The sequence below is a fragment of the Photobacterium ganghwense genome (assembly GCF_017329545.1).
Classification (GTDB): domain Bacteria; phylum Pseudomonadota; class Gammaproteobacteria; order Enterobacterales; family Vibrionaceae; genus Photobacterium; species Photobacterium ganghwense.
Window position 1 is genome coordinate 1,619,213 of sequence record NZ_CP071325.1, and the last position, 24,172, is coordinate 1,643,384.

Annotated in this window: 23 protein-coding genes; 15 read left to right on the plus strand and 8 right to left on the minus strand. The window is 49.1% G+C overall.

The window, feature by feature from the left end; translation table 11 throughout:
• Positions 1-2 precede the first annotated feature (2 nt).
• Positions 3-704: an ABC transporter permease gene (locus FH974_RS07520; protein WP_047885391.1), complete on the minus strand. Its 702-nt coding sequence runs from the start codon at positions 702-704 to the stop codon at positions 3-5.
• Positions 705-725: 21 nt separating this feature from the next.
• Complete coding sequence (locus FH974_RS07525) at positions 726-1,508, minus strand: ABC transporter substrate-binding protein (RefSeq protein ID WP_373689487.1); 783 nt, start codon at positions 1,506-1,508, stop codon at positions 726-728.
• A 326-nt stretch (positions 1,509-1,834) separates the two neighbouring features.
• Between FH974_RS07525 and FH974_RS07530 the strand changes: the two genes are divergently transcribed.
• The 3 genes from FH974_RS07530 to FH974_RS07540 all read left to right on the plus strand — a co-directional run bounded on the left by FH974_RS07530 (position 1,835) and on the right by FH974_RS07540 (position 6,381).
• Positions 1,835-3,349: a sigma-54-dependent transcriptional regulator gene (locus FH974_RS07530; protein ID WP_207103636.1), complete on the plus strand. Its 1,515-nt coding sequence runs from the start codon at positions 1,835-1,837 to the stop codon at positions 3,347-3,349.
• Positions 3,350-3,353: 4 nt separating this feature from the next.
• Complete coding sequence (locus FH974_RS07535; protein ID WP_047885394.1) at positions 3,354-5,399, plus strand: sensor histidine kinase; 2,046 nt, start codon at positions 3,354-3,356, stop codon at positions 5,397-5,399.
• A gap of 556 nt (positions 5,400-5,955) precedes the next feature.
• Positions 5,956-6,381 carry a hypothetical protein gene (locus FH974_RS07540; protein WP_146149694.1) on the plus strand — a complete coding sequence of 142 codons (426 nt, stop codon included), beginning with the start codon at positions 5,956-5,958 and terminating at the stop codon, positions 6,379-6,381.
• 247 nt (positions 6,382-6,628) lie between these two features.
• Here the strand turns inward: FH974_RS07540 and FH974_RS26165 are convergent, their stop codons facing one another.
• The gene (locus FH974_RS26165; RefSeq protein WP_084712561.1) at positions 6,629-7,912 is read right to left on the minus strand and encodes a transglycosylase SLT domain-containing protein; all 1,284 of its coding nucleotides are present in this window, start codon (positions 7,910-7,912) and stop codon (positions 6,629-6,631) included.
• Between the two features lie 290 nt (positions 7,913-8,202).
• Here FH974_RS26165 and FH974_RS07550 point away from each other — a divergent pair, with 290 nt between their 5' ends.
• From FH974_RS07550 to FH974_RS07580, 7 genes are all read left to right on the plus strand, one after another.
• Complete coding sequence (locus FH974_RS07550) at positions 8,203-8,727, plus strand: lecithin retinol acyltransferase family protein (protein WP_047885395.1); 525 nt, start codon at positions 8,203-8,205, stop codon at positions 8,725-8,727.
• A 210-nt stretch (positions 8,728-8,937) separates the two neighbouring features.
• A complete protein-coding gene (locus FH974_RS07555) occupies positions 8,938-9,219 on the plus strand; it encodes a polyhydroxyalkanoic acid system family protein (protein WP_047885396.1) in 282 nt (93 codons plus the stop codon).
• A gap of 356 nt (positions 9,220-9,575) precedes the next feature.
• Positions 9,576-10,262 (plus strand): phasin-related domain-containing protein, encoded by a 687-nt coding sequence (locus FH974_RS07560; RefSeq protein WP_084712562.1) that lies wholly within the window; start codon positions 9,576-9,578, stop codon positions 10,260-10,262.
• Between the two features lie 102 nt (positions 10,263-10,364).
• Positions 10,365-10,724, plus strand: a complete 360-nt coding sequence (locus tag FH974_RS07565; RefSeq protein WP_047885397.1) for a phasin family protein — start codon at positions 10,365-10,367, stop codon at positions 10,722-10,724.
• A gap of 216 nt (positions 10,725-10,940) precedes the next feature.
• Positions 10,941-11,876 carry an alpha/beta hydrolase gene (locus tag FH974_RS07570; protein ID WP_047885398.1) on the plus strand — a complete coding sequence of 312 codons (936 nt, stop codon included), beginning with the start codon at positions 10,941-10,943 and terminating at the stop codon, positions 11,874-11,876.
• A gap of 383 nt (positions 11,877-12,259) precedes the next feature.
• A complete protein-coding gene (locus FH974_RS07575) occupies positions 12,260-12,622 on the plus strand; it encodes an MmcQ/YjbR family DNA-binding protein (protein ID WP_047885399.1) in 363 nt (120 codons plus the stop codon).
• 198 nt (positions 12,623-12,820) lie between these two features.
• Complete coding sequence (locus FH974_RS07580; RefSeq protein WP_047885400.1) at positions 12,821-13,459, plus strand: LysE family translocator; 639 nt, start codon at positions 12,821-12,823, stop codon at positions 13,457-13,459.
• Positions 13,460-13,581: 122 nt separating this feature from the next.
• On the opposite strand, the gene FH974_RS07585 is transcribed toward FH974_RS07580, so the two are convergent.
• From FH974_RS07585 to FH974_RS07605, 5 genes are all read right to left on the minus strand, one after another.
• Entirely contained in the window at positions 13,582-14,214 is a 633-nt protein-coding gene (locus tag FH974_RS07585) for a TetR/AcrR family transcriptional regulator (RefSeq protein WP_047885401.1), read from the minus strand.
• Between the two features lie 75 nt (positions 14,215-14,289).
• Complete coding sequence (locus tag FH974_RS07590; protein WP_047885402.1) at positions 14,290-14,808, minus strand: DUF2505 domain-containing protein; 519 nt, start codon at positions 14,806-14,808, stop codon at positions 14,290-14,292.
• Positions 14,809-14,817: 9 nt separating this feature from the next.
• Positions 14,818-16,806 (minus strand): SDR family oxidoreductase, encoded by a 1,989-nt coding sequence (locus tag FH974_RS07595; RefSeq protein WP_207103637.1) that lies wholly within the window; start codon positions 16,804-16,806, stop codon positions 14,818-14,820.
• A gap of 615 nt (positions 16,807-17,421) precedes the next feature.
• Positions 17,422-18,312 carry a helix-turn-helix transcriptional regulator gene (locus tag FH974_RS07600; RefSeq protein WP_207103694.1) on the minus strand — a complete coding sequence of 297 codons (891 nt, stop codon included), beginning with the start codon at positions 18,310-18,312 and terminating at the stop codon, positions 17,422-17,424.
• 20 nt (positions 18,313-18,332) lie between these two features.
• The gene (locus tag FH974_RS07605) at positions 18,333-19,292 is read right to left on the minus strand and encodes a formate dehydrogenase accessory sulfurtransferase FdhD (protein WP_207103638.1); all 960 of its coding nucleotides are present in this window, start codon (positions 19,290-19,292) and stop codon (positions 18,333-18,335) included.
• A 505-nt stretch (positions 19,293-19,797) separates the two neighbouring features.
• Between FH974_RS07605 and FH974_RS07610 the strand changes: the two genes are divergently transcribed.
• The 5 genes from FH974_RS07610 to FH974_RS07630 all read left to right on the plus strand — a co-directional run bounded on the left by FH974_RS07610 (position 19,798) and on the right by FH974_RS07630 (position 24,172).
• On the plus strand, positions 19,798-20,274 hold the full coding sequence (locus FH974_RS07610) for a DUF3305 domain-containing protein (RefSeq protein ID WP_207103639.1): 477 nt from the start codon (positions 19,798-19,800) through the stop codon (positions 20,272-20,274).
• The gene (locus FH974_RS07615) at positions 20,264-21,184 is read left to right on the plus strand and encodes a DUF3306 domain-containing protein (protein ID WP_207103640.1); all 921 of its coding nucleotides are present in this window, start codon (positions 20,264-20,266) and stop codon (positions 21,182-21,184) included. Before FH974_RS07610 ends, FH974_RS07615 begins: the two co-directional genes overlap by 11 nt.
• A 357-nt stretch (positions 21,185-21,541) precedes the next feature.
• Positions 21,542-23,251 (plus strand): 4Fe-4S binding protein, encoded by a 1,710-nt coding sequence (locus FH974_RS07620; protein ID WP_207103641.1) that lies wholly within the window; start codon positions 21,542-21,544, stop codon positions 23,249-23,251.
• Positions 23,252-23,261: 10 nt separating this feature from the next.
• On the plus strand, positions 23,262-23,906 hold the full coding sequence (locus FH974_RS07625; protein ID WP_207103642.1) for a TorD/DmsD family molecular chaperone: 645 nt from the start codon (positions 23,262-23,264) through the stop codon (positions 23,904-23,906).
• 65 nt (positions 23,907-23,971) lie between these two features.
• Positions 23,972-24,172, plus strand: coding sequence for a twin-arginine translocation signal domain-containing protein (locus FH974_RS07630; RefSeq protein WP_207103643.1), 201 nt, complete (start codon positions 23,972-23,974; stop codon positions 24,170-24,172).

The following is a 24,172-nucleotide window of genomic DNA, read 5'->3' on the forward strand; positions in this document are numbered from 1 at the left end:
GGCTAGTTAGTTCGCAAATGGGCTTTGCCACGCGCGACAGATAAGAAGAAGTTTAGCCCCAGAGCCAGTATCAATAGCACCATTCCTAAGGCGACGCCTTGCGCAAACGCACCTTTGGAGCTTTCCAGCGCAATAGCCGTCGGAATGTTCCGGGTCGCGTTCATGATGTTACCGCCGACCATCATGGAGCAGCCTACTTCGGTAATAATGCGGCTGAAAGCGGCGATCACGGCTGCCAGCAGAGGAAAACGGCTTTCCCACATCAGGCTCATAAACGCGCGGGGAAGGCTGGCACCTAATGTTAAGGCGGTTTCCCAGGCGCGGCGATCACTGTTCTGAAATGCGGCGTGCATCATCGAAACCAGGATAGGCAGGCAAATCAGCATCTGTCCCAGGATCATTGCTTGCTGGGTAAACAGCATTTTCCAGTCGCCAAGCGGCCCGGCGCGCGACAGCAGCATATAAAGTAACAGCCCAATCACCACGGTTGGGATTGACTGGAAGGTGTTGAACAAAGACAGAATCAGCCAGCGGCCGGGAAAGCGGCCATAGGCGAGGGCAAACCCCAACAGCAATGCTGGCAACAGCACAAGGCTGATTGCCAGCAGCGATACGGAAAAGGACACACCAACAATCCCCCAGAGTGCACTGTCGCCGCTCATGAGTAATTGAATTGCCTGTTGTGTCGTTAGCCAAATATCCATGAAGTTACTACAAATCCCGCATTATTGGGTCAGCGCATCGGCAACAAACAGTTGCTCGCCGTGGCGCTTGTAGCTGTTGATCAGGTTCTGGGCTTTGGTGTTTACCAGCCAGTCACTGAAGGCCTTAGCACCCTGATAGTTGATGTCTGGGTAACGGCTTGGGTTGACCAGAATCACCTGATACGGGTTGAACAGACGTTCATCGCCTTGCAGAACAATCTTTAGATCCAGTTTGTTCTGGTACGCCAGCCAGGTACCGCGGTCGGTCATGGTGTAAGCCTGCAGCTCAGAAGCCATGTTCAGTGTTGGCCCCATGCCCTGACCAACTGCTTTGTAGTTGGTAAATGATGGCGCAATGGCGGCCTGAGACCACAGGAACAGTTCTTTTTTATGGGTGCCGGAATCATCACCGCGGGAGACAAAGCCCAGGTTATCGTCAGCGATTTTTTTCAGTGCGATGCTGACATCTTTCAGTTCACCGATATGCGCCGGATCCGCTTTCGGGCCGACAATCACAAAATCATTGTGCATCAGTTTACGCGGCAGGACGCCGAAGCCTTTTTCAACGAACTCTGCTTCCGCTTTAGGCGCGTGCGTCATCACCAGATCCACATCACCGTTTTCCCCCATGCGCAGCGACTTACCGGTTCCCGCCGCCAGCACTTCGACACTGTAACCGGTGTCTTTTTTAAATTCAGGCAACAAGTAGTCCAGCAGACCGGAGTGGTAGGTGCTGGTGGTTGTGGCAAGGCGAATGGTCATGTCTTCTGCAGCGTGCAGCGTGGTCGCTGTGATCAGGGCCATGATGGCCAGAGCAGATTTGAATAGTTTCATAGGTCTTCCTGACTGCGGTTAAAAAATAAACAGAATAAGAATTCAAGGTCATACCAAAAGTAAGAATGACCCAGTGCAGTTAACGCAAAGCAGTTACGCCGTAGATAAAGCAAATATAGTGCCAGCTTGGTTTTGCGTCATATCATATAGATAGATAAATCATTAAAGTTATGATTTAAAACAAATAAATCAGATGAAATCCGAAGGAATGACGGAACATCAGCTATGCTCTTTGACAGCTCTGTCGATACTGGGACAAAATGTCCCATACAAAACCCTAGTATAAGTAAGTACATATGTCCGAAAACACAGCGTCTTTGTCATGGTCTGCAGTTTCTGTTCTGGTGGTTGACGACGAACCGGGAATGCGGGCAATTCTTAAAAAAGCCCTGAGCAAGCAGTTTGCCCAGGTGGATGTGGCCGGCAGCATTGAAGAGGCGGAAGCGCTGCGTAAACGCTGCCATTTTGATTTGCTGATTGTGGACATAAACCTGCCGGGACGCTCCGGCATTGAATGGCATGAGGCCTTTGACCCCTCCAGTCGTCGCAGCGATGTGATTTTCATGACCGGGTATGCTGATCTCGATACCGCGATTAAGGCGTTGCGTGCCGGTGCGTCTGATTTCATTCTCAAACCTTTCAATCTGGATCAGATGATGCAGTCGGTTGAACGCTGTATAGAACGTCGGCTGGTTGAGCGTCAGAATTTTGCGTTAAAGCGCGATGTCGAGCGTCGCTTCCCAGTGGACATTATTGGTGATGCCGCCAGTACCCTGCATATGAAACAGCTAATCACCCGCATTGCACCGTCTCCGGCTGCCGTTTTGGTTGAAGGGGAATCCGGCACCGGTAAAGAGCTGGTGGCTCGTGCGCTGCATCAGCTCAGTAAGCGCAGCGGGCCTTTTGTGCCGTTGAACTGCGGTGCCATTGCGCCGGATTTGCTGGAAAGCGAGTTGTTTGGTCATGTCTCTGGGGCTTTTACCGGTGCCAAGAAAGGGCGTGAAGGGCTGTTTCGGGTCGCGAACAACGGCACCTTATTTTTGGATGAAATCGGGGAAATGCCCCTTGCCATGCAATCGTCCCTGCTTCGGGCGCTGGAGCAGAAAGCCATACGTCCAGTGGGAGCCGAGCGGGAAGTTCAGGTTGATGTACGCATTGTGGCGGCGACTAACCGGAATCTGAAAGAAGAAGTGGAAGCCGGGCGCTTTCGTCGAGATCTGTACTACCGCCTGAATGTGCTGACGATTGATCTGCCGCCGCTGCGCGACCGGCTGGATGATATTCCGGCACTGGCGCACCATTTCACACAGCAACTGGCAAGGGACATGGGGCTGGAGCCGGTTAGCTGGACTCACGAAGACATTCACGCCATGCAGTGTTACGACTGGCCGGGGAATATTCGTGAGCTAAGAAACCTGATGGAACGCTGTCTGCTGTTAGGCAAACCCCCGGCAGAACACTGGCACGAACTGGGTATGGACGGCAGTCTCCGTCAGCCATCCGTCGATCTGTCTACCGTCTCTCTGGCTTCATCAGAGCCTGAATCATTGGATGCTTTGCTGGATGATGAACCTGAACACGCTGAAAAAATCCTCTCCTCTGATGAAGGACGCAGCTTTGACGCTGGCAGCGGTTGCTATCCCTCTGACTGGTCACTGAAAGATGTGGAAAAAGCGCATATTCTTCAGGTTGTGGATGCCATGCAGGGCAACAAATCGGCGGCCGCCCGCCAATTAGGCGTGGCGAGAAAAACGCTGGAGCGCAAATTTAAAGAGTGGGCAGAAGAATCAGAGACTGATTACAGGGATTAAAGGGATGTCAGTGAGACAGTTTTTTTCAATGTGGATTCGCCGGTTTCGTACCATGGTCCGTTATCGGCTGTTATTACTGACTTCTGTTCCAATCATTATGACGCTGCTGGTTTTAATCGCTCTCACCATGTACTGGACTGTGCGATACACCTGGCAGAGCGCCCTGATGAACGTGCGGGCAGATTTGGCCGTGGCCCATCACAGTATGGTGTTGCTCCAGCAGGAGCAGCGCATGCGGCTTATTGCATTAACCCGATCATACGACTTTCAGTATTTTCTGCGGGAACACCCTGAGCAACTGACTTACTGGGCACGGGAGCAGTTTCAGAAGAATGAACTGGATTTTGTCAAAGTGCATCCGGCATCGGCCATCGGTGAGTTTTCCAAATCCAGCCGTCAGCAACTGCTTGCCGGAAAAGAGCAGACTTTTTTTGAAGTTCTGGATGCCGATGCGCTGAGTGCACTGCATCCGGATTTGCCGGCGAAGGCGCAAATCCCGCTGTTGCAGGAAAATACGGTGATGACCAAAGGGCTGGTCAGCCGCAGTCTGATCCCGGTTTTCGATGCCCGTCAGCAACTAAAATGGATCGTTGATGGCGGCATCCTGCTCAATAACAGCACCCAGTTGGTGGATCAGATGCGGGATCTGGTTTATGCCGCAAATACACTCCCTGAAGGCAGTATCGGTACGGTAACCTTGTTTTTAGGCGATATTCGGGTCAGTACCAATGTGCCGCTTGATAGTCTGGAACGAAATGGCAGAGCGGTCGGTACCCGGGTTTCGCAGGATGTACACGACGCTGTCTTGAAAAAAGGAGAAACCTGGGTAGATCGCGCTTTCGTCTATGACGACTGGTATATCTCGGCTTATGAGCCTTTGCGTGATCATCAGGGGCATGCTATCGGCATGCTGTATACCGGCTATCTGGAATGGCCGATGATGAGGATTTACCTGACCAATATTGTCGAATTGGGCATTGGTATTCTCATTATCCTGCTGATTTCCGGTGTGATTGTATACCGTGGTGCCCGAGATCTGTTTCGTCCGATTGAAAGGATGCATAAGGTGGTCATTGCTAACAAGCTGGGGCTGGATAAACGGATAGGCTCGCTGAACCTGACACCGCAACATGAACTGCAAATTCTGGGGCAGCAATTCGATACGATGCTGGATCAGCTACGTCAGCGCAATGAGGCGATCAGACGCGCTTCTCTGGAGCTGGAGGACAAAGTCCGGGAACGAACTCAAAGTCTGCAGGAAAAAACGAAGGAGCTGGAGCAGCACATTCACTTGTTGAATCAGGCCCGCAGCCGGTTAGTCAGCAGTGAAAAGCTGGCTGCACTTGGCGAGTTGACGGCAGGCATCGCGCATGAAATTAATAACCCGACCGCTGTGATTCTGGGGAACGTGGAACTGCTGCAATACGAGCTGGGCGATGATGTAAATCGGGTGGAAGAAGAGCTGACGGCCATTCATGAGCAGATCGATCGCATCCGAAACATCACCCGTAGTTTGCTGCAATACAGCCGTCAGGGCGGGGTACAGGATGAAGTCACCTGGCAACACCTGAATCCGATTGTTGAAGAAAGTCTGACGCTGGTTCGCTCCGGCACCAAGAAAATGGCCGTCCGGATTGATTCCCAGCTGGATGCGCATTGCTGTGTGGAAGTCAATCGGCATCAGCTGTTGCAGGTGTTGGTAAATCTGCAAATGAACGGGGTGCATGCCATGGATGATGAAGGACAATTACTGGTGAAAACCGAAGACTGGGTAAATGAACATGGCGAGACGTTGGGGGCTGTTGTGCACATTACCGATCATGGCTGTGGTATCAGCTTGGATGTGTTGCCTCGTATCTTTGACCCATTCTTCACGACTCGCCGCAGTGGTACCGGGCTGGGACTTTCTGTCAGTCAGGGCATCATCAGCGGCATAGGCGGAGAGATTTCTGTTGTCTCGGTACCTGGTGAGGGCTCAACTTTTTCGGTTTATCTGCCTGAAAAAGCGATTTGCAGTAACCGAACCCTGCTGGCGTTGGAAAATCTGTGAGGTTTATTCGGGGCCAAGGGCTTGGATTCAGTGCTAAGAGCTTTGGACTAAGCTTTGGTCTGAACGCTGAGATAAAATGGGATAAAACGATCAGTGGATTAATAAAAGTGGATAAATAACGCTGTCATTAAAGTTAGACAAGCTGGTGTAATTATAAAGGCATGTCGTAACATGCCTTTTTTATTTCTTACTTTCGCCGGTTAAAGGCTGCATGAGAAAATCCCGTAACGTTTACATGATAATTAAACCCAGCAACATAAATGAAAAGGCGATTAATACAGAACGTGTAATAATGCCGACATGGGTAGGATGAATGATTTCTTGGTGCATTTTTTACCTCCTTGTGACAGCGGGATGACATTTTTAATTTTTGTGTTACATCTTAATAGTAGTTCAAAGTTTTCAACCTAATACAAAATATTTTCAGAGCAAATATCGACATGCCCCGTAAGGTTGTCAAAGTTTGTCAATCAGATAAGGGAAAACGTTGAGCGTGGTGTTCTTGAAAAATATGATTCGCCGTTTTTATGTCAACGAGAACATGATGGGATGTAGAATGAAGACGTTAAAGCTGACTATGTTATTATTTGGTCTGATGCTGCAATTAATAGCGCTTTATATTGCTTTTTTCGAAGAGTTTTATGGAAATATCTACTTAGCTACGTTGTTGGTAGTGCTTTCTTTAGTTGGCTTGCTTCTGTTTAATGGGCTGGTTGCCCCCGTTTGCTTACTGGCCGGGGTTGTGATCGGGTTGTCGCTTTCACATAACCAGGCTGACAGGCAGATACTCACGCATTTGCAGGGAGATTTTTTCCTGACTGTTCATTTGATAGTCAATGGGAAGTTTCAGCCGGTGCCTGTCCCCGCAGACACCGATTCTCCTTTTCGTCCCGAAATTGTACCTGAGCCGTTACCATTATCGCCTGACGCTATCCCTGTAGTGCAGAACATCGATCTGGCTTTCGAGGGTACGGCTTTTTAGGGTATCGTTTTCGAGGGTAAGGCTTTCAAGAATAATGTGCCATAGCGTTATGGTGTCCGTTGATTGCACCTGAAATCCAGATACTTGCTACCTTTTAATGCAGTAAACAGAGGGGAATTTAATTTACATAGAAAATCTTATGTAAAGAAAAGGATACTGAGAGAAAAGGCTGCCTGGATATCACGAAATTTCTTCTGTTACTGCTTTATCATTCCCGATTTTTTCTTTATTGCATTGCAGTCTTATTTCATTGTCTTGGGATTAACAGTTTCTGTCCGACAAAAATAACTGAATCCGGCAAGTTGTTTATTTCTTTTATCAGTGAAACAGAAGTGTCATTTAATGATGCCAATTCACTTAGCGTATCACCCGCCTGAATATCATAAACCTCGAATTTATTTTTCACATAATGGTAGCTTTTTTCATTTTCATATAATGTTGCTTTATGTGTCCGAGGCAGAAGAATCTTATTTTCCCGATTTTTGAACGTATACCCACCGGTATATCCCGGGTTAAGCTGATAAAGCTGTTTACTGCTGATACCAGCATGGTTGGCGATTGTTTTTAATCGCACCCTGCGATCGACAACAATTTCATCCACCACCGGTTTTGCTTCTATCGCGACAATAGGCAATTCGTGCTGGTGGCGATGCTTAATCAAATCTGCCATGGCCAGCAGTTTAGGTACATATTGTCGCGTTTCGTTGGGTAATTGCAGTGACCAGAAATCAGTGGCTTTGCCCTGCTGTCGGTTTTGTTTGATCGCATTGCGAACCCGTGCTCCGCCGGTATTGTAAGCCGCAATGGCATGAAGCCAATTGTTATCGAACTTATCATACAGGTACTCTAATAAGTCCAGCGCAGCCTGCGTAGCCTCGATAACATCACGTCTGCCGTCGTAGCCCTGAGCCATTTCCAGACCAAATGTTTTGCCTGTGGGCGCGGTGATTTGCCACAGCCCGGCTGCACCTTTGGGCGAATAGGCAAACTGATCGAAACTGCTTTCAATAAAAGGCAGCAAAACCAGTTCAACCGGCAGCCCTCTGGCTTTTACTTGTTGATATATGTAGTAAAGAAAAGGTTCAGCCCGGTTTGTGACGGTTTCAACGTGAAGTGGATTCTCCAGGAACCAGCGCTTGTATTTAGTGACTCTGTTATTTTTCGGCACTTTGAATGAAAACTGATTGGCTATTTCTGACCACAAATCATTTTGACTTGACGTTGAGCTGTTTAGAGTGAGTGCATTTTTTTCGGTATCCAGACTTTCGGCGTCTGGTAAAGCGTCAGTTAAAGGCATGACCTGCCAGGGTTGGGTCGCAATGTAGCGTCCGTCAGTATGTTCGTGGGTGATTGAGCACTGATGGATGTCTGCCGGCCTAAAATTCGGGCGTAAGGGGCTGACCTGATAAGCCGGAGAGCGGTCTTGTCTGGTTGTTGGCGACATGTTGGCTTGCGAGTACCTGTCAGGTGAGGTCTGGCATGCCGTTATTGTCAGCGTGAGACAGATTAAAAGCAGACATTGTTTCAACATAAGCAATTTACAACGTATAAAATTTTGCTAAAACGTTCGTCATAATTTTGTCATCTGCCTTCAAGCGTAGCAGTGAAAGTTGGAGAAGAGAGGTCGAGGCTGAGAGAAAAACGGCGATTGTTGAAACTTCAACATGCATCTCAACACAGAGACACAGATCACAGTGTGCTGAAGATCAGCAGACACTAAAGTTGTAACTACAGTTAAAAGAGATCAGTCATCAACGCTGGGTTGTAAGCACAGGTTAAGACGTAGGCTTACTGAGGTGACTGTGAGTGGGGAGAGGAAGTATGCAGTTTACTCACTATCCGGCAGGCACTGTGCTGCGCGTTCGGTTCAGTACCTATTGGCATTATGGGATTGCCGATGGGCAAGGATGTGTTATTCATAATTCCAAAAAATGGCGGGAAGTACGGCGGGAACCGGAAACTGAATTTGCGGAAGGTCGCGCTATAGAAGTCAGTAAAATCAAGGGGGATGACCCAGATCAGGCTGTTGCCCTTGCAACCAGTCAGATAGGCCGTCCGTATGATTTATTGCAGCACAACTGTGAGCAGTTTGTGCGTGAAGCTCATGGATTGCCGGCTGAATGCACGCAAATTCAACGTCTGCTGGCGGCGGCTGCCGGAGGCTATCTTACTCTGAAGGCAGAATCGCATTTGGAGCGATTGGCGGGAATTGGGATGTTGGTGGGCGCTGTTTCTGCATCATCTGAAATGACACCCTATCCGAAAGCGGCTGCAGGGGCGCGTCTGGCGGTTGGGTCAGGGCTGATACTCACGACGTTATACCGAACGCTGCTGAAAAAGCGCTGATCGGTGAATTGGTGCAACACTCTGCGCGTTAGTCACAAAACCGCTTACAAGTCTAAAGAGCCTTATTGATTTCACTCAGTCTCAATCGGTCTGACATGAGTCCTGAGAGGTAAGTACTGATTGTTGGATCTCGTCCACAGATTTCTGGTCGGAATACCGTTATGTTAAAAAAAGGTGACTGAGTAAAAACACTAATCTGTGAGAGCCACTGTGACAATTTTAATTGAACGTCGTCATGACCGTACCCCTGAAGATATCACATCAATATCCGAGCAAATCGCAGGGGAGCTTGCCCGTGAATACGGCCTGAGGTGGACCTGGCAGGAAGATAAACTTCATATCCAGCATTCGTCGGCAAAAGGGTATCTGCATGCTGAAGAGGGGAAGATAACAATCAGTCTGCAATTGGGGTTCGCTGCCAGCTTTTTTTCTGGTGCGATTGAAAGCCATATTAATGAGCGGCTGGACCGAGTGTTTAACGCCATTGGCTGATGTCAGTTTTCCTCTTTCCAAATAAATAAAAAGCCAGTGTTTTCGCTGGTTTTTTTATTTATAAGTATCGTTGTTGCGTGTTATTTCTTCTGCTTCTTCTTCTGTTTGATATCCATATATCTATCGTATCGCCCGACATGTTGTAGCAATAAGATGTTCCGCTATCTTATTTAACTCTTTGATTTTAATGTTAAATTTTCGAGGTGGGTTGTCATTAATCAAAAAGATGATCCTGATCACTCAATCACGGGGTTTTAGGACGAACATTCTAATTGCAATTTGTACATTACACATAAGCAGTCAGGAAAGAGAAACCCACTGGCTGGCAAAGTTGCAATCGAATGGAGGGGATAAGGATGAGCATCTTTAAACAGGCTGCGGGGCAATCTAAAAAAGAGCACATTCGCGACGCGATGGTTTACAACATTTGGCTGGCCGGTTTAGGTGCTTACGCCAAAAGCCGCGAAGAAGTGAATCAGATTTCCGGTAAAGGGAAAAGTTTATTTGATGAACTGATTGAGCGTGGTCGCGCTGTGGAATCGCAAACTAAAGAGCGTGTTCATACTGCACGTAGCCAAACATCAGTTGCCATTGAAGAACGTATGCATTCTATGGTGCAGAAGTTTATCGGGATTGATAACGATCGTCTGGATCGTGTGGATGACAAAATTGATCAACTAACCGCAAGCATTGAAGCGCTTCTGGCTCGCCAGCAAGAGGCTGAAGCTGCAAAACCGGCGCCACGTAAACGCGCAGCAGCCAAAGCCAGCACCAAAGCGGATGCGCCGGCTGCGAAAAAGCCAAGTGTGGCTCGCCGTAAGAATGTCAAAGCGGCTGAGCCGGTTCAGGCAGCAAAGGCTGATGGCACTAATGTTGATGGGGCGGGCGTTAAGGTTGAAGAAGCCAACACTAATGCACCGACAAACGCTGAAGTAAAAGCCGCTGCAGTGCAGGCGGAAAAGCCGCCGGTAAAGACTGATACCGTTTCAGCTTCCACGAGTGCATCGACTGAGACGGTAACGAAAACCGAAGTGGCCAGCTAACCGGTTCTACCCAGTAAAGTATTGTCGTCATATACCCTGTGGGCTTTTAGGTATGTGACAGGAAAAGCAAAGAGTGCGTCTTAACGCAGGGGAGATTGAATTATGAGCGATAAAACAGTTGTGAAAGCGGCAAAAAATGTCGTTGAAAGCGGTGAAAGCATTGCGCGCAACATCTGGCTTGCGGGGCTGGGTTTATACAGCCGTAGCCTGGAAGAAGCGCAACAGCTGAATGAAAAAACCAGCAATGTGTTTGATGAGCTGGTAGAACGCGGTAAAGAAGTGGAGGTGCAGGCGAAAGAATGCATTGGTCGTAACACTGAAAAAGCGTCAGAAGAAGTCGAAGCAGGTATGAATGATCTGTTTTACCGACTGAGCGGCGTCGACCGTGAAAAACTCGAACGTATGGACGAGAAAATCGATAAGTTGACAAAAGCCGTTGAGAAATTGGCAGCAGCAGAGTAACTGCCGATACGGGGCTCGATCTCAGCCAGCCAGATCATCGAAGCCCCGAGGCACAGCCGCCTAACCCAGTCTGCTGGTGGCTTGCCTTTCAGGTTGCGCGTGGGCCATGCACGCGCACCTTTTTTCGTTTATTAACCTGATGATCCGTGGCCAAATTTGACCAAACCCCTCAATTAAATCTAACTTTGTAATTGAGTTGTAAGAAAGGTGGCGCTTATGGATAGTTGGCGAAATAGAGCTTTTAACAAGGTTTTATTCCGGATCATGCGGCAGCGTCTTGCAAACTGTACTTCCACATTGGAAATGCGAGATCTGATCTTATCCATTGATAACTATGGGCCGTTTATCTCTGCGCCAAAGGGAATGGACGTAGTGCCGACGAAACTGGCTAAAATTCCTTGTGACTGGGTGGACATGCCGTCCAGCAGCGGCAACAAAATCATTCTGTATTTTCATGGTGGCGGATTTTGTTTTCACAGTCCCCGAATTCATAATGCCTTTCTCGCCAGACTGGCGGGGCTGACCAAATCGCGTGGCCTAATGGTCAATTACCGCTTAGCACCTGAACACCCATATCCGGCAGCACCGGATGACAGTTTCGCGGTTTACCGTGCTTTGCTGGTAAAGGGGTATCAACCTCATCAGATTTTTCTGGCAGGCGATTCTGCCGGGGGAAACCTTGCTTTGACGACGATGCTACGCCTAAGGGAGGCCAAGCTACCTCAACCGGCCGGGGCAATTATGCTTTCTCCGGTGTCTGATATGGCTGTCACCGGTGAATCTGCGTTTAAAAAATGTAAAGACGATCCGTTCTTTGACTTAAGTACATTGCTTCTGATGCGCAATAACTATATCGGGATGCGTAATCCCTGTGAGCCTGATATATCACCTTTTTATGCGGATCTTCGTGATCTTCCGCCAAGCTTTATTACGGTTGGAACGGAAGAGCTATTGATGGATGATGGTATCCGGCTGGCCGAAAGAATGGGTGAGGCGGGTAATGATGTGACGATTCATATAGCCAAAGGCGTCCCACATGTTTACCCGCTGTTTTATCAACTCAGCGAATCACGTGAAGCACTTAAACTGATGGCCAGTTTTGTTAATGACAAGTTCAAACAAGCCAAGTCTATGGACAAAAAAGCCAGTTAACCCGATTCCAGACTATCCAAGTAGATGTAGTAGCCCACCTGCATGTGTTCCAAGCATATGCTGAATAGCTGAATAGCTGAATAGCTGAATAGCTGAATAGCTGAATAGCTGAATGCTATTGAGTTTTCTGTATTCAGCGGAGTGTCAGGTAAACTCAGTCAGCCGAACTTTGTCGTTAGCAGATTATTGCTGTGCGTGATCATCATTTTGTGCCATGTTCTCACCTGATACCGCTAGTGTTCTCCGCCGTTTTCGACTCGGTATCTTACGAGAACAAACTGAGAACAAACGCCAGAAGGTTTTACTAACAAGCATCAAAAACGGCCTTACCAAGTTATTCAGTGTGATTATCCAGTCAGAAGAGATATCAAAAGGACGACACCATGTTACAGCAAGAAATTGAAGACTACCTGGACTTGTTTCCTGAGGCTGAAAGCGGCTATCCATTTGGCCCTGAAGCCCGGGTATATAAAGTGTTGGGTAAAATGTTTGCATTGCTGGCCATTCATCGGGGTGAGCTCAGTATGACTGTGAAGGGTACACCAGCGGACAATGAACTGCTCGTCAGTCAGTTTAAAGGCATTATTCCGGGATATCACATGAATAAACAGCATTGGGTGACAGTGTCACTTGAAAGCGATGTGAATGACGGGATGATAAGGGATCTGGCGGCGCAATCTTATAAGCTGGTGGTCAGCACTCTACCAAAAGCGCAGCAAAAGCGGTTACAGCTATTAGGGGCATAAATCCGTGCAGCACGCACAGGCAGGGATGATTTGTCTTACTGTCAGCCTGACACACTGTAAACCTTGCCCATTCTATACTCAGCTCAGCTCAGCTCAGCTCAGCGTTTTGTCTGTTGGGGGTTATGGCTGTATCGGGAAATGGATTTCTATTTAAGAGGGGCACACTATTTAAGCGGCCGCTCTATTTAAGGAGTATCAATGAACATCGAAACACTGGCATTGTACTGTGCTGTATCATTCTTTTATATCATCAGCCCCGGGCCGGCGATTTTCCTGGCCATTTATAATGGTTCAATGAACGGAGTAAAGTCGGTGATGGCGTCGGCGCTAGGTAACATCATAGGCTTGATGCTGCTCTCCAGTCTATCTATCAGTGGGTTAAGCGCCATCTTGTTGGCATCGTCGACGTTGTTCATGGTCTTCAAAATTGTTGGTGCCAGCTATCTTATTTTCCTTGGTTGCAAACAGTTGAAATCCAGCTTTAAGAAAAGCGCACACTCTGTTCAATCGCCGGCCAGGCATCATTCCAGTTTGTTGTCTTATTTCAGGGAGGGGCTTTTTGTCGCCGTGACGAACCCGAAACCGATCCTCTTTTTCACGGCGTTGTTCCCGCAGTTTATTGATACCAGTCAGCCGATATTTTTCCAGTTTATAGTGATGACGCTAATCTTTATGCTGTTTTCATTCCTGTCACTGTCTACCTATGGGTATTTAGCGGGTAAAGCCTCGGGGTATTTGGCAAAACCTGACACGATGCGCTGGTTTACTCGAGTAAGTGGGGGGCTGTTTGTCGGAATGGGAACCAGTCTTTTTTACGTTAAAAACACAAGCTCATAGTGACGGGTTTAGAGCCAGTGGCCCTGTCGTGCTCGGTGAAGAGACACTGATCTACCAAGCATAGCGGGTCTAAAAAGAAAAGCCTGACTGAGTGAGCAGCCAGGCTGGTGGATTGGTGAGTCTCAGCTGACTAACTCGTCAACCAGATCCTGATGGGTAAAGAACGGGGAGGTGGCATTTTCTGTCAGGTAAGGTTCTACCATGGAGATCAGGCGTAACACCCCGGTGCGCACCAGTTCACTTTCACTGTAATGGTCATCCAGCAGCGTCTGGTAATTCAGCCAGTTCAGGCTAACCAGCAGCAGGTTATCGGCCAGTAATGGCAGACTGCTTTCATCACACCGCAGTTTGCCCAGTTCGACCAGATGTTTGAGCATATCATTACTCAGATGACGCAGTTTCAGAATCAGGGTTCTGATTTTACGCTTGATTTGCGGATTCTGGCCGTTGAGATTATCCAGGTTGCGGAACAAGAACCGGTAATGGGTAAATAAAGCCATCACGGTGTGCATGAACGGCCAGTAATCATCGAAATCTTTTACCTGGTCGGCGTACTCGTTACAGACGCGGGTCAGAGAGTTTTGCAGCTCATTGATGAGCGTTGCAATTATTTCGTCCTTGCCTCTGAAGTGATAGTACAGGTTACCCGGGCTGATCCCCATTTCGGTCGCGATGATCAGTGTGCTGACCTGAGCAACGCCATCACGATTAAACAACTCAAGGCTGACCGCTAAAATCCGATCTTTGGTTTTCATCGTTCTTTCCTTGCTTGTCAGGCCCGACATTGAACTCCATGTGTGCCGGGCCCGGTTTGCTTGCTGTCGGAATGACTATTCTTCTTCTGTCATCAGCTGTGGCAGTTTGTCACAGAGAAACACATATTCAGCCTGCATCTGGTTTTTAATGTCGTTACAGATGAAAGATACCAGCGTGCTGCCAACCAGAGGGACAGAAGAGTGAACCTCTACCGATACATGGTTGGATGTCGCCACACCCGGGCGTGCAGTTGGCTCGCTGAAGTTCATCTGTCCCTGAATGGTGGCAGGGACGCCGACAATGTCCACGTTGAACTTACACAACAGCTGGCCGTTTTCCTGCCAGTGCCAGGATTCAGACTGCTTGATGGTATTAAAACTGCCCAGCAGGCTTTTCAGTACGCCCGGCACATTGGCCGGCATGTCACGCTGGGTTCGTACCGAGAAACCGTCCTCAGTGTCGGTAATGTCCGTGACGGAGATGTTTTTGGCACCCAGAGCCTGATACTTTTCGGCGATCAGGTCTTCTTCGCTGAAATACCGTAGCAGGGTATCCAGATCTTCTTTGTAGTCGTGAATAGCGGTAACTTGCATAGGGTATCCTTACATGTGTATTTCACGCATGATGCTAGAGAGAGCCACAACGTCGGCGGTTGGTTTTTTTGATTTCGCGTCAGGGTTATCCTGCTCGCCATCGTCATCAGGGTCATAGCCGGTTGCCATCAGCAACTCACCCAGCTTCGGATAGACACCATGGACAAACGCGCCCAGTAGCCCCAGTTTAGTCGCTATCCGCTTCGGTTTTTCGATAATTGCTTTCACAATGAGATCTGCGGCTTCTCCCGGAGTCAGCAGCGGCACGCCGCCTTCATTCTGGCGGTAGTGATCCGAAATCATCCGGGTTTCCACAAGCGGCATGTTGATGGTGGTAAAGTTAATGCCCTGACTGCCCAGCTCGATGCTGGCGGTGCGTGAAAAGCTGTCCAGCGCTGCTTTCGAGGCAGCGTAAGCCGAGAACAGTGGCTGGTTAGTCAGTACCGCAATGGATGAAATATTAATGATGTGGCCTTCTTTGGCCTCAGCCATGCCCGGCAGACAGCCCAGAATCATGCGCAGGGAACCGAAGTAGTTAATCTGCATGGTACGCTCGTAATCATGCAGGCGGTCTGTGGCGTGGATAACCGCACGGCGAATTGAGCGACCAGCGTTGTTAATCAGAATATCCACCTTGCCGTGATCTTTTCGGATTTGCTCCAGTGTCGCTGCCGCACTGTCATCCAGTGCCAGATCGCTCTGGTAGATAAAGGCTTGTCCACCAAGGCGCTCAATGTCATTGCGGGTTTGCTGAAGGCGCTCCAGGTCTCGGGCAATCAGCACCAGTCGGGCTTTGGTTGGTGCCAGCTTCAGTGCGGTCGCATAGCCGATACCGGAAGACGCGCCGGTAATGACCACGACCTTTCCGTTCACACAACCTTTCAGCGTTTTTTCAACGTGCAGATCCGGATCCAGGTTGCGCTCCCAGTAATCCCAAATCTTATCGGCATAATCCGGCAGACGAGGGCAGGTGATCTGGCTGTCAGCCAGCGCATTCAACGTATTGGAGCAATCAAACTGCGTCGGATAGTTGAAAAAGCCCAGTGCATCTTTCGGGATGTCCATTTCGTTGCTGATTGCATCAATAAAGCGTTTCAGCACCGGAATCTGCCCCAGTTGATTCCAGAGATGCGACGGAATCATCCGGAACACCCGCATATCCAGTCGCATTGCCATCCGTGGGGCGTGTCCGGCTTCGGCAAAAATGTTGAGGACTTCACCGGAGCGGTAGGGATCTGGGTCCACAATATGGAAGCACTGGTTATCTAACTCCGCTTTGTGGGCAATATGATCAATCGCGTCAGCAACATAATCGACCGGCACCAGGTTCAAGCGGCCACCTTCCAGACCCAGCAACGGGGCCCATTCAGGCAGCGCACGGCGGATTTTCTGAATCAGCTTGAAGAAATAATACGGACCGTCGATACGTGCGGCTTCACCGGTTTTGGAATCACCAATGACAATCCCCGGACGGTAAACCCGCCATGGAATTGTCGCCGATTCCTGAACCACTTTTTCTGCGTTGTGTTTGGTCGTGAAATACGGATGATCCAGCCCGGTGGCTTCATTGAGCATGTCTTCACGGAACCAGCCCCGGAACTGACCTGCGACAGCTATCGAACTGAAGTAGTGAAAACAACCCGCGTTCAGCCGCTCGGCGAAGCGCAGTGTATTTTCTGTCCCTTCGATGTTGGCGCGCATCATATCTTCTTCACTGGCCGTTAAATCGTAAATTGCGGCCAGATGGAAAAAGTGGGCGATGTTGCCGGTCAGGGCTTTGATAGTATCGGTGCTGACACCCAAATTGGGCTCGGTTATCGATCCTCGAACGCAGTGAAACTTGTGCTTCGGTAGCCGGTGCTTCTCAAGAAGGGCCTGCAGCCTGTCTTCTGACGTCTGGTCATAGGTGAGAAGGTAAATATCGCCAGACCGTTTTGCCAGCCGTTGCAACAACTGAGAGCCGATAAATCCTGTAGCGCCGGTAATGAAATAATTCATGACCACTCCTTACGCGTATTTGACATTCATTTGCAGAGCAATTAACTGGTCGGATGACCTGATTTAAGTGTGCAGCGCACCGGGCATTTCCTCAAACAAAACCTGAATAAAAATTGCGCTGGCTCAAGATTCCTTTCGGGAATTTTCAGGATTGGAGTGTTTGCTCACAAAAAGTACAGCTCGTTTCATTGATCTCATCAGACCAGTGATAGATGCGGTCGTAACTATCTCAACTAGCAGGGAATTTTTTCAGGCTATAGAGATTTCTATCACTTTTCTGATCCTGAACCTGTTTTTCTTTATGGCTTTGGTGTGTAGCGGTAATGTAAATATGTTGTTGAGTTATCGCTTGTTAGAATGATGTGCTAGATAGGCTGTTTATTTCACAAACCACAGCCCTGATTAAAAGTCGAAAATAAAAGCGCGGTCACTTTTATTACTGGGGCATATTTTATGACCATGGTATGCCATGACAAAGTGAAAGCATAGTTAAGGTGGGATGTTTTATTTGTTTGGTAAAAGATGGCAATTTACCTAGGGCTCAATTATTTGTCTTGCTGTAAAATGCCATCAATTGAATGATTCTGGTCTTCGGCCTGATTTTCGGTTTCGGGATTATTTGCCGCTCCAGACCTGACGACCGGTTCTGGCAAAATTATAGCCACCAAGCTGATCGCCTTTGGCCTGAATATCCGGTTCGGACAAAAGCTGTAACAGTTGCTGTTGCAGGGTTCGGAAGTAAATATTACGGGGCAACACCAGTTCAAAGGCTTCCGTACAGAGGGGAATAAACCCGAGTCCGAATTCTCCGGCGGTACTCTGACTGGCACAGCCGACATCAGCCTGACCACGCGCGATACATGACGCCAGTTCACGCTCGCTGTTACACACATCGACCTGGTTCAACATTTCCAACGTGCAGGCATGGTTATGCAGCCACTCACTCAGCGCCCGCATACTCCCGGCCCCTTCCTGACGCATCGCCCAGCGCCAGCGTGAAGCCAGTAACTCCTGCGGCAGAATAGAACGGTTATTGACGCACTCTGCAATATCGTGCGCCACCACCAGACCTTGCTGACGTTCAAACGCATGAATCAGCACCCAGTTTTTATGTCCTGCGTACTGCTGGATTAAAGCCGGATGGCGCAAAGCGGCTTCTTCTGCATGTCCCCAGTGAATTGCGCACATGTCCACATGGCCTTTGCTCAGCATAGCCAGCCCCTGACGGGTTCCGGTTGAGGTATAGCCGACCAGTGCGGTGCTGCCCAGCTTATTGGCCATCTCGCCAACGACCATCTGTAATAGCGGATCGTCAGACCCCGCGATCAGCAGGCGATCGGTCAGCGCGCCATGGTGGCAGGACTCCAACAGCCACTTATCGAGCATTGCCCGCGGAAATAACCATTTGCCGGTGACTTTGGTCGCAGGTAGCAGGCCATCATTGGCAAGGGCATACACTTTCTTTTCGTTCAGGTCGAGGTACTCTGCGACCTGCTTCGCATTCATGAATGTCGGGAAAGCCTCAGTCACTGCGCACTTCCTCGCGAAGGATCTTTCTGGGTTTGGGTAAGTTGAGGCAGAGCATCAGAATCGGTTTCGCCTTTATGGTCCGGTTTATCGCGGTCGCCGGGCTGCATGTCAGGGCGAGTATCGTTGGTGTCACAGCCACCTTTCACATCCAGAACCAAATTTTCCATCCCGTTAAACACCTGGAAACGGTGACCCTTTGCGCGGGCGATCATGGTAATCCCCAACTGTTTGGCCAGTTCGTAACCCATTTGAGTTGCGCCGGATCGTGAGAGCAGCACAGGAATGCCCATCTGCGCGACTTTAATTACCATTTCAGAAGTAAGGCGCCCGGTGGTATAGAAAATTTTGTCGGCACCGGATTCGCCCTTCAACCACATTTCACCCGCCAGCGTATCCACCGCATTATGACGGCCCACATCTTCGACAAAAGAGAGAATGGCAGTGCCCTGACACACGGCGCAGCCATGCACGGCACCTGCCGCTTTGTACGTTTCATTATGATGGGTCAGCGCTTCCAGCAGGCCATAGAGCATCGATTGTGGCAGCGTCGGCTGGGGGAGCGTCACACCTTCCAGCTTTTTCATCACATTGCCAAACATGGTGCCTTGTCCACAGCCGGAGGTGACGGTTTTCTTTTCCAGCTTTTTCTCCAGACCGGCGGTGTTCTCTCGGGTGATGACTGCGGCAGAGTTGGTCTCCCAGTCAATAATGACAGACTCAATGGCATTGATGTCTTCTATGAATCCCTGATTTTTCAGGTAGCCCAATACCAGCGCAGCCGGTCGTTCACCGAGCGTCATCAGCGTGACTACTTCAATCCAGTTAAGGTAAACCGTCAGCGGGTGCTCGCAGGCGATATGTTTTTCCATCATCTCGCCATATTCATCCATGACGTTTACCGCCATCGTCTGATTGACCGAGGACTTGGTTTTAATGATTTTTGGCAACTGATTCATGACCCTTCCTGTTTCAACTTGCAAAGTGGGCCGACTGACTCTGTGGTACGCGATGATCTGGTAAGCATTCAGAACTGTTAAGCAATGAGAACTAATGAAAACCCGAAAGCGACAAATCTTTAAGAGTATGCCGGAACGGTAGTCGCAGAGTCAGTTATTGCCCGTCACTGCATTCAGTTAAGCAAAGATCGTTCCAGAACTATTGGTCAAACAGAACTATTGGTAAAAGTTGGTCTAATCTTTGCTTAATGCTTAAGTGGATAAAGCGTTAATCATGTCATCGATAAATACTATTCTCTGATCTCTGATGAAGGTCGATAGCACAGCTCTATGGCATAGGTTGATGGCAGAGGTTAATGGCATAGTGTTTGATGGTACAGGTTTATGCCGCTGGTGGTTTTCGCTCGTCACGGTGATGACGTTACGCAGATTTGGTTTGAGCAAATCGCCCTGCGTGTGAACCAAGATAATGTTGGATTGAGAAATTAGTAAGAAAGGAGCGGACGTGCTGGAACAACTGAAAGATGAATCAGTCTGGCCAATCGGATTCCGTTTGGTGGGTAAAGAAAAACAGGTTGGCCGCTGGATGACCGTTGTCTGGACGATTGAAGATGTCTGCCTGTATGGTGAGGAACAAAAGACAACGCTGGCGCAACAGCCTGATGGTTACGTACTGCCGCTTCAGCTTCAATTACATGAGCGAAGCGATTATCGGTTTAACCTGAGTTCACGCGATCCTCATCTGTTTGTCGTGTGCTCAGAAGAGGGAGAGCGGCTTAAACCGCTGCTGATTACGGCTGCGCAGGGTCTGGCTGCAGGGTATATGGATGGCGAATATCAGATCCTCGATATGTCGATTCCGCTTCCTGTTCAGGCCTGGATGGAAGCCTTTATCGGGCGGCATGGTGAGCAACTGGATGTTCGTCGTAAGGGAAACAAAGACAAGCGTAAAGAGAAAAAGGGGTTGATTAGTGGCAACTAATTTTTTCCAGCGCTGGTCGAGTCGCAAGCTCAAAGCCCGGGAGAGTGCAGAGCAGGAGACCGAACTGGGAACGGAGCAAGCGACAGCACAAACCGAAGAAGGGTGTACTGCTTCCACTGGTGGTCAGACGGCGAATCCGGAACATGCTGATTCTGAGAATTTGGATCGCACTGCTGCAGCCACGGCAAGTGAGCACATGGCAAGCGATTCCGCGTTGGATGCGGGTTCTGTTTCTGAGAATGATTCAGAACATCGCTCAAAAGCGGTTTCAGAAGAAGCTCTTTCAGAAGGCGGTGAGGTCGTTGCCGATCCGTTACCCACATTGGCAGACGTTTCACGCGTTTCGTATGAATCCGGTGTGACGTCGTTTATGCAGCAAGGCGTGGATAAATCGGTAAAAAAAGCCGCTCTGCGTAAATTGTTTCATTCTGAAGAGTTCAACTATATCAGTGATATGGATGACCATACGGAAGATTTTTCTAATGTGCCTGTATTGGATAAAGGGGTTACCCAACAACTGCGTAACTGGTTTGGCGACAAAGTAGAAACAGCGATTAACGAGGCCGGAAAAGAAGCGACAGATGCAATGGCGCAAGCGAGCCCTCAGACGGTCTCCCGAGCTTATCATGAGGAACTTCAAGCACCACATACGCTTGAATCGCAAAGTCAGGCATCAAGCTCTTATACTGCAACTACTGAAACATCGCCTGATTCTGATGGCAAAGCGGGGAATGATGAGAAAGAGGAGGCGATTAATACAGATGAAGCGGTGTCTGTCACACTAACAAATGGCGACATGGCTGATGCGCAACCTGCGGAATCTGTCAAATCTGTAAAGGCAAACCCTATCACTGCCTTGCCAGATGATTCTCCGGTAACACGTCCTAATCTTACTAAGACCCAATCATGAACGGGTGAGCCCGTTTACTCATTTCCAGAATTCTAAAAATAAGTCAGTCATAAAACGCCAGTGGCGAACAGAAAAGCGGAGTTGGGACAAAAAGGGAAAAATACCCTTATTGATAATCGGGACATTTTGGCGCAGTTCATAAAATGCAATGCGTCAAAATGTCTCAGTGTCCGATGTTGTTTTTGCTTTGAACAGACTCTGACTCCTTCAGTGTCATTTTCTTCCGTGGAAAGTTGGATCGGTTATTGCCTTTATAAGGGGCGCTAAATGCAGGCTTTCAATTTAACTCATAACTATCAGAAAGCTGAAGCGTTTTAATCGCCACTGAAACACGGTGACGAGTAGACAGGAATAGCAATGTTAAAAACTACACTAGAAGCATATGCGGACAGCTTATTTGCTGATCGCAACGGGCAAGCACGACTCACGGCCTTAAAGGGCACGGTTGAGCTTGCCAACCTCATTCCGCCAACGGTTTCTTATGAAAGTCGGGGGAATGTGGTCATTATCGGGGCTGAAGCTGAAATTGTTGCTCTGGCTCCGCAATTCTCAGCGTTGAATCCTGTCACATTACTGGCGACGGAAGTGGCTGAGACTCCTGAACGCCGTGGCAATGCTGACAGTGACACTCTGAATCGAAACAATGTGTATTTTGCCAACGCCCCGAGAGTCAAAGGCTATCTGGGCGCGTTTGACGTTGAGTGTGACATTCAAGGCGAGGTGCTGGCAGCGAATCTGGCGAAAGTGGCTATCGGACGTGAGTGTTTCGACCTTGTCATTGATTTGACACCAACCGGCATGATTGCGTCGGAAATTCCGCCTCCGGGGTATTATGCCATTGGAGCAGGCAAGGCAGATCTGGCACAAGTTGTTGAAGACTTGCCAGATATGATGGGCACGTTTGATAAGCCTAAATACTTTCGTCTGAACACTGATCTCTGCGCGCATTCTTCCCGTGGCGTTGAAGGATGTGATCGCTGTCTGGATGCATGTCCGGCTGGCGCGCTATCCAGTACCGGCCATTCCATTGAAATTAATCCCTACCTATGTCAGGGCGTAGGTACGTGTGCAACGGCCTGTCCGACTGAAGCTATTCAATATGCTTTACCTGAAGCAGAGAAGACGCAACATTTTGTGTATCAGCTACTGGCTAATTATCGTCAGGCTGGTGGCGAATCACCGGTTCTGATGTTTTATGGCCTGCGTGATGAAGCTGCTGTCAGCAAACGTCTAGAAACCCTGCCAACCTGTGTTTTGCCTGTTGCACTGGAAGAGTTGGCAACGGTAGGTATTGATACCTGGTTCAGTGCGCTGGTTTATGGTGCACATCAGGTTTTACTGGCGGCGCACACCGCTTTCATTCCACCCACCATCGATCGTGTTCTTGCACATGAGTTGCAGACTGCCCATGCGTTTTTAACGGCGATGGGGTATGACGAAAAGCGTCTGGATCTGTTTGATCTGAATGATCAGTCTTCGTATGCCGGATTTAATGCGCCATTACTTGTTCATAACCCAGCGACTGACTCAGCTCTTGATGGTTCAAAACGGGACAAATTGTTCGCAGCCCTGGATGCACTCTATGCCATTGCGCCTGAGCAACCTGCCACGTCTTCGGTTCCGGCTACCGCTCCTTATGGTTCGGTCACTTGTCAGACAGACGATTGTACTTTGTGCATGAGCTGTGTGGCAGTTTGTCCGACTCGTGCATTGCATGCCATTGGTGATCGCCCGGGTTTACTTTTTGTTGAACAAGATTGTGTTCAATGTGGCTTGTGTGAAAAAGCCTGTCCGGAAAAAGTTATTTCCCTGGCGCCTGGTATGAATTGGGACGCTGACGCGCGTCAGGCATCACGTCTGATTCACGAAGAAGAAGCCGCTTGTTGTATTACCTGCGGGAAGGCGTTTGCACCAGCATCTATGGTGAAAATGCTGACAGAAAAACTTCAGGGGCATTCGCATTTTCAGGGAGAAGCCATTCGGCGTTTGTCCATGTGTGAAGATTGCCGTGTTCGTGACATTTTCAGCACGATTGTTGATGACCCGGAAAGTCAGTTAAGGGTTTAGGAGCGCACTAATGATTCAACCAAATTCACCCCAAGATACGCTGCTGAAACCCGCTAGACAGCAAGACGATATCGCCTTGCGCGTCGATATTTACGCCATGCTGGCGCGTTTATTCAGACAGCCGCCCAATCAGCAGATCCTGACCTGGCTTTCAGAACTGGATGTGCAGATGCCGGAAGGCTCGATGCACGACAAAGCGCAGATGCAGGGAATGGCTGCGACCTGGTCGGTACTTCGACTGGCAGCCCAGACTACCTCGCTGCTCGCCGTTGAAGAAGAATATCAGGATCTGTTTATCGGTATCGGTCGCGGCGAAATTGTGCCATTTGGCTCCTGGTATCTGACCGGTTCGCTGATGGAAATGCCACTGGCGCATCTGCGTCGGGATCTGGCAATGATGGGGTTTGAGCGCGATGAAAGCGTGAAAGAGCCCGAAGATCATATTGCAGCACTGCTGGAAGTGATGGCGATGCTGGTGGAAAGCGGCACTAAAGAACAACAGCAACAGTTTTTTAATCGCCACATTGCCACCTGGTTTGAACGCCTTTGCAGCGATCTGAAAGCCGCCCAGAGCGCCGTGTTTTACAGCGCGGTTGCCGAGCTGGCATTGCAATTTCTGAATCTGGAGAAAACGCAGTTTGCTGCGTACCACTAACATTAAGATCGCCCGACAACAGTGCAGACTGAGATCGGGAGACGACATTAAGGAGCAATCTTCTTATGAGTGAGCAGAAGAAAACCAATCAGAGCCGCCGTCAGTTACTGAAAAGTGTTGGCCTGACTGTTGCAGCAGGTGCTGTGGCAGCCGGAACCACCCGAATCGTTCACGCTGAAGTGATTCAGCCTGAGGAAAACAACAAAAACAACGAAACCCGATATCGCGAAACGCAGCACGTTCGTGATTATTACGAGACTTTGTAA